We start from the raw sequence: 4,522 nt of genomic DNA, 5'->3' as shown, positions 1-4,522 counted from the left end.
CAACGAAGGCGCCCGCCATCGCCGTATGCGCGTTGGCCGTGGTATCGGTTCGGGCAAAGGCAAGACCTCGGGTCGCGGCCAAAAGGGTCAGACCAGCCGTTCGGGTGTTTCGATCAACGGATTTGAAGGCGGCCAGATGCCACTTCACATGCGTATTCCAAAGCGTGGCTTCAACAACATCTTCGCCAAGGACCATGCCGAAGTAAATCTGGGCATGATCCAGAAGTTTATCGATGCCAAGAAAATCGACATCAAAGCTGTTGTTGACCATGCGGCTTTGAAGGCAGCTGGTCTTGCACGTGGTGGCAAGGACGGCGTCCGTTTGTTGGCTAAGGGTGAACTCACCTCCAAGGTTAACTTCTCTGTTGCTGGTGCTTCGAAGGCAGCCATTGAGGCCGTTGAAAAGGCCGGTGGTAAGGTTGAAGTGCTGGTGAAGGTCTCTGCATCGGAAAAAGCCGCTGCGAAGAAATCGTCAGTCAAGAACGCTGCTAAAGAAGCTGCGGCCAAGAAATAAGACGGGGGCGACGACTTCGCTCTTGTCATGCCAGCCCCGCTTCCCGATATGGGCTGGCGGGGTTTGACATTTCTGGGGTTCGTCCAGATACAGTCAGGCGAAATTTTTGGGGTGAAGCCGTTGCGCGATTATTGTGCATTCACGGTTAATCCGAAACCAAGGAACGTATATCATGGCATCTAGGGCCGACCAAATGGGATCGAACCTCAATTTATCGAAGTTCGGGCAGGCAACAGAGCTTAAGAACCGCATCTGGTTCACTATCGGCGCGCTCATCATATTCCGGATGCTGAGCTTCGTGCCGCTGCCGGGCGTTGATCCCATCGCGCAAGCAGCCCTTTATGCGAACAATGCCGCTGGCGGCGTTCTCGATATCTTCAACACTTTCTCGGGCGGCAGCCTTGAGCGCATGAGCCTCATCGCGCTTGGTGTCATGCCCTATATTACCGCGTCGATTGTTGTGCAGCTCGCTGCATCGTTGTCGCCGACGCTTGCTGCTATCAAGAAAGAGGGCGAGAGCGGACGCAAGAAACTCAATCAATATACGCGCTACGGCACGGTTTTCCTGACCGCGGTGCAGGGTTATTTCCTCGCGGCAGGGCTCGAAAGCCTCGCTGCAGCCAACGGCATTAGCGCGGTTGTGGAGCCGGGCCTGATGTTCCGCATCGTTGCGACCATCAGCCTTATCGGCGGCACCATGTTCCTGATGTGGCTGGGTGAACAGATTACGTCGCGCGGTATCGGCAACGGTATCTCTTTGATCATCATGGCGGGTATCGTCGCCCAAATGCCGCGGTTGTTCGCACAGCTTCTTGAAGGCGGACGGACCGGATCGATCAGCGGCTTTCTGATCGTCGGCTTTCTGTTGATGTTTGTCGGCCTGACTTTGCTGATCTGTTTCATGGAGCGCGGCCAGCGCCGCGTGCTTATTCAATATCCAAAGCGCGCGACGCAGCGCGGCATGATGCAGGCTGACCGCAGCCATCTTCCATTGAAGATCAACACTGCTGGCGTCATCCCGCCGATTTTTGCATCATCATTGTTGCTTTTGCCTATCACCATCACGCAGCTTGGTGGAAACAAGGTTGCGGGTGAAAGCGCGATGGGTGACTTTGTCATCACGTTGAACCAGTATTTGGCTCATGGACAGCCGGTGTATCTCGCGCTCTATGGCCTCGGTATCATCTTCTTCTGCTTCTTTTACACCGCTGTGGTGTTCAATCCGGAAGAAACATCCGAGAATCTGAAAAAAGCCGGTGGCTTCATTCCGGGCATTCGTCCGGGCAAGAACACGGAATCTTATCTGGATTATGTTCTGACACGCATCACCGTGTTGGGTGCGGCCTATCTGACCTTGGTCTGCTTGTTGCCCGACTATGTCATGGCCCAAACTGGCCAGCAGCAGTTCTTCGCTATTGGCGGAACCAGCTTGCTCATTCTCGTCAACGTCACCATTGATACGATTTCACAGATCCAGAGCCATCTGCTCGCCCACCAATACGGGGATTTGTTGAAGAAGGCCAAGTTGAAGGGTGGACGCGCCCGCTAGAGGTGCGACATCGAAACGAACAGGGAAACGTTTCATGAATATCATCCTTTTGGGGCCTCCTGGCGCAGGCAAAGGAACGCAGGCTGCATTTCTCGTCGAGAAATATGGCATGATGCAATTGTCGACCGGCGACATCCTGCGCGCGGCCGTAAAGGCGGGCACTGAAGTCGGTAAAATGGCGGATGAGATCATGAAGGCGGGAAAGCTTTTCCCAGACGAATTGATGGCCGAGATCCTTGGCGAGCATATGGATGCCATCCCTGCGGATAAGGGCCTGATATTTGACGGCTACCCACGCACGGCGCCGCAAGTCGCACTTCTCGATGGCCTTTTGTCCGCACGCCAACGGACGCTCCATTATGTGATTGAACTGGTTGTTGACGAAGACGCGTTGGTCGAACGCGTTGTTGGCCGTTTCACCTGCGCCAATTGCGGTGATGGCTATCATGATGTTTTCAAAAAACCGGTCAAAGCCGATACATGTGACAAATGTGGATCGCATGAATTTAAGCGTCGTCCCGATGACAATGAAGAAACCGTCCGCACCCGCATGGCGGAGTATCGCGCAAAGACCGAACCGATCTTGCCCCTGTATGATGCCCGCGGCCTTGTAAGCCGCGTCGATGGCATGGCACCGATTGACGACGTGACGAAGGCGATTGAAGCCATCATCGGCTGAACGCCCGCGCAAACAAGTTCAACGTGACGGAAATGGAAACGGTTGTTAGGAACGCCTTCCATGAAACATCTTGTCATCACGGCAGCGATATTGGCTGCAACAGCATCGCCGGCATTGGAGCAAATCTAATTGGTTGCGGGGGGAGGCAAGCCGCGTTCAGGCGGCAAATTAGAGATTGGCTGGTGCGAAATGGTCGATGTGCCGAGCCTTGGCCTGTCGCACGTGCACGCGAAAATGGACACCGGCGCTGCTACATCATCGATACATGCAACGCGCATCAAACCTATCGTCCGCGATGGCAAGCCGTGGGTTGAATTTTGGTTCCGTTTGAATGCGGGCGAAAAGCCAAAGCGCTATGAAGCGCCCGTCATCGACCGGCGCATGGTGCGATCGTCCAATGGTGACACGCAAGAACGCTATGTCATCTCAGCGCAATTTTGTTTTGGTAAGCTGTGTTGGAACGGACAGCTCACCTTGGCGAACCGGCGTTCCATGGCCTTTCCCTTGCTAATTGGCCGACGGGCGCTAAGGCGCGGCTTTCTGGTCAATAGCGCACGACGCTGGGTATTGGGCAAGCCAGCGAATCAAGGACAAAAGAGCACATGAAAATCGCCATGTTGGCACGCAACGCCAACCTATATTCGCACCAACGGCTCGTCGAAGCCGCCTTGGCGCGTGGACATGAGATTGATATTCTGAATACGTTGCGGGTGACGATGAACATCACGTCGCACCGCCCCGAAGCATATTATCAGGGTGCCAAGCTCGGCAAATATGACGCGGTCATTCCGCGCATTGGCGCGTCCATCACATTTTACGGCCTCGCTGTGCTGCGTCAGTTTGAGATGATGAACGTATGGTCATTGAACGAAAGCGTCGCCATCGGCCGATCCCGCGACAAGCTGCGGTCGTTACAGATTTTGGCGCGCAAGGGGCTTGGCCTGCCGGTAACGGCATTCGCCCACGATCCCAAGCAAACCGATGAAGTCATCAAAATGGTTGGCGGCGCTCCGGTTGTCATCAAGCTATTGGAAGGCACGCAGGGCATTGGTGTGGTTTTGGGTGAGACCGAAAAGTCGGCCCGCTCCGTCATTGAGGCGTTTCGCGGGGCCAACGTGAACATCCTCGTGCAGGAATTCATTAAAGAGGCAAATGCCACCGACATTCGTTGTTTTGTGATCGGCAACAAGGTTGTCGCATCGATGCAGCGTAAGGGGGCGGAGGGGGATTTTCGATCAAATCTGCATCGCGGCGGTTCGGCCGAAGCGATAAAAATTACGCCGGAGGAACGCTCAACCGCGGTCCGCGCCGCGCGCGCCATGGGGTTAAATGTCGCTGGCGTCGATATGCTGCGGTCCAATCATGGCCCGGTCATCATGGAAGTGAATAGTTCGCCCGGGCTTGAAGGAATCGAAAAAGCCACTGGCAAGGATGTTGCGAGCCGGATTATTGCGTTCATCGAAGAAAACGCAATTGCGGGCAAAACCAAGACCAAAGGCAAGGGATAGCGCGCCGCTAGCCTTGACAGTTAGCGCGACTCACCGTAAGGCGACCTCAATTCCGATCATCTGGTGCAACCAGCAGCGCTTTTTCGCGTCCGCTGGTTTTGTGCGTTTCGGAATATCATCAGCGTTGAGATAGGGTTTGTCTTTCGGGGCACCTGTGGAGCAGGAGTAAATAAATTGGCACGTATTGCCGGAGTTAACATTCCAACCAACAAGCGCGTGATCATTGCGCTTACCTACATTCACGGTATCGGCCGCACTAAAGCCGTCGAAAT

At 54.7% G+C, this 4,522-nt stretch carries 6 protein-coding genes; all 6 read left to right on the top strand.

The window, feature by feature from the left end; translation table 11 throughout:
- Nucleotides 1–514, top strand: a 514-nt coding sequence (gene rplO, locus ACIQ5B_RS10330; RefSeq protein WP_397598943.1) for a 50S ribosomal protein L15, incomplete at its 5' end; no start/stop codon positions are given.
- Between the two features lie 172 nt (nt 515–686).
- A complete protein-coding gene (gene secY / locus ACIQ5B_RS10325; RefSeq protein WP_397598942.1) occupies nt 687–2,063 on the top strand; it encodes a preprotein translocase subunit SecY in 1,377 nt (458 codons plus the stop codon).
- Nucleotides 2,064–2,097: 34 nt separating this feature from the next.
- Complete coding sequence (locus ACIQ5B_RS10320) at nt 2,098–2,742, top strand: adenylate kinase (RefSeq protein WP_397598941.1); 645 nt, start codon at nt 2,098–2,100, stop codon at nt 2,740–2,742.
- 129 nt (nt 2,743–2,871) lie between these two features.
- On the top strand, nt 2,872–3,348 hold the full coding sequence (locus ACIQ5B_RS10315) for an ATP-dependent zinc protease (RefSeq protein WP_395637753.1): 477 nt from the start codon (nt 2,872–2,874) through the stop codon (nt 3,346–3,348).
- Complete coding sequence (gene rimK, locus ACIQ5B_RS10310) at nt 3,345–4,250, top strand: 30S ribosomal protein S6--L-glutamate ligase (protein ID WP_397598940.1); 906 nt, start codon at nt 3,345–3,347, stop codon at nt 4,248–4,250. The genes ACIQ5B_RS10315 and rimK overlap by 4 nt, the downstream gene beginning before the upstream one ends.
- 174 nt (nt 4,251–4,424) lie before the next feature.
- Nucleotides 4,425–4,522 (top strand): 30S ribosomal protein S13 (gene rpsM, locus ACIQ5B_RS10305; protein ID WP_397598944.1); only part of this gene is annotated, 98 nt, incomplete at its 3' end.

Origin of the sequence: Sphingorhabdus sp., assembly GCF_044374345.1 — a bacterium.
Classification (GTDB): domain Bacteria; phylum Pseudomonadota; class Alphaproteobacteria; order Sphingomonadales; family Sphingomonadaceae; genus Sphingorhabdus_B.
This window is presented reverse-complemented; position numbering and strand designations above follow the sequence as displayed.

What these genes read in the sequence shown, in the direction of transcription:
- rimK (WP_397598940.1), top strand. Translation starts at nt 3,345, where the DNA reads ATGAAAATCGCCATGTTGGCACGCAACGCCAACCTATATTCGCACCAA.
- ACIQ5B_RS10320 (WP_397598941.1), top strand. Translation starts at nt 2,098, where the DNA reads ATGAATATCATCCTTTTGGGGCCTCCTGGCGCAGGCAAAGGAACGCAG.
- secY (WP_397598942.1), top strand. Translation starts at nt 687, where the DNA reads ATGGCATCTAGGGCCGACCAAATGGGATCGAACCTCAATTTATCGAAG.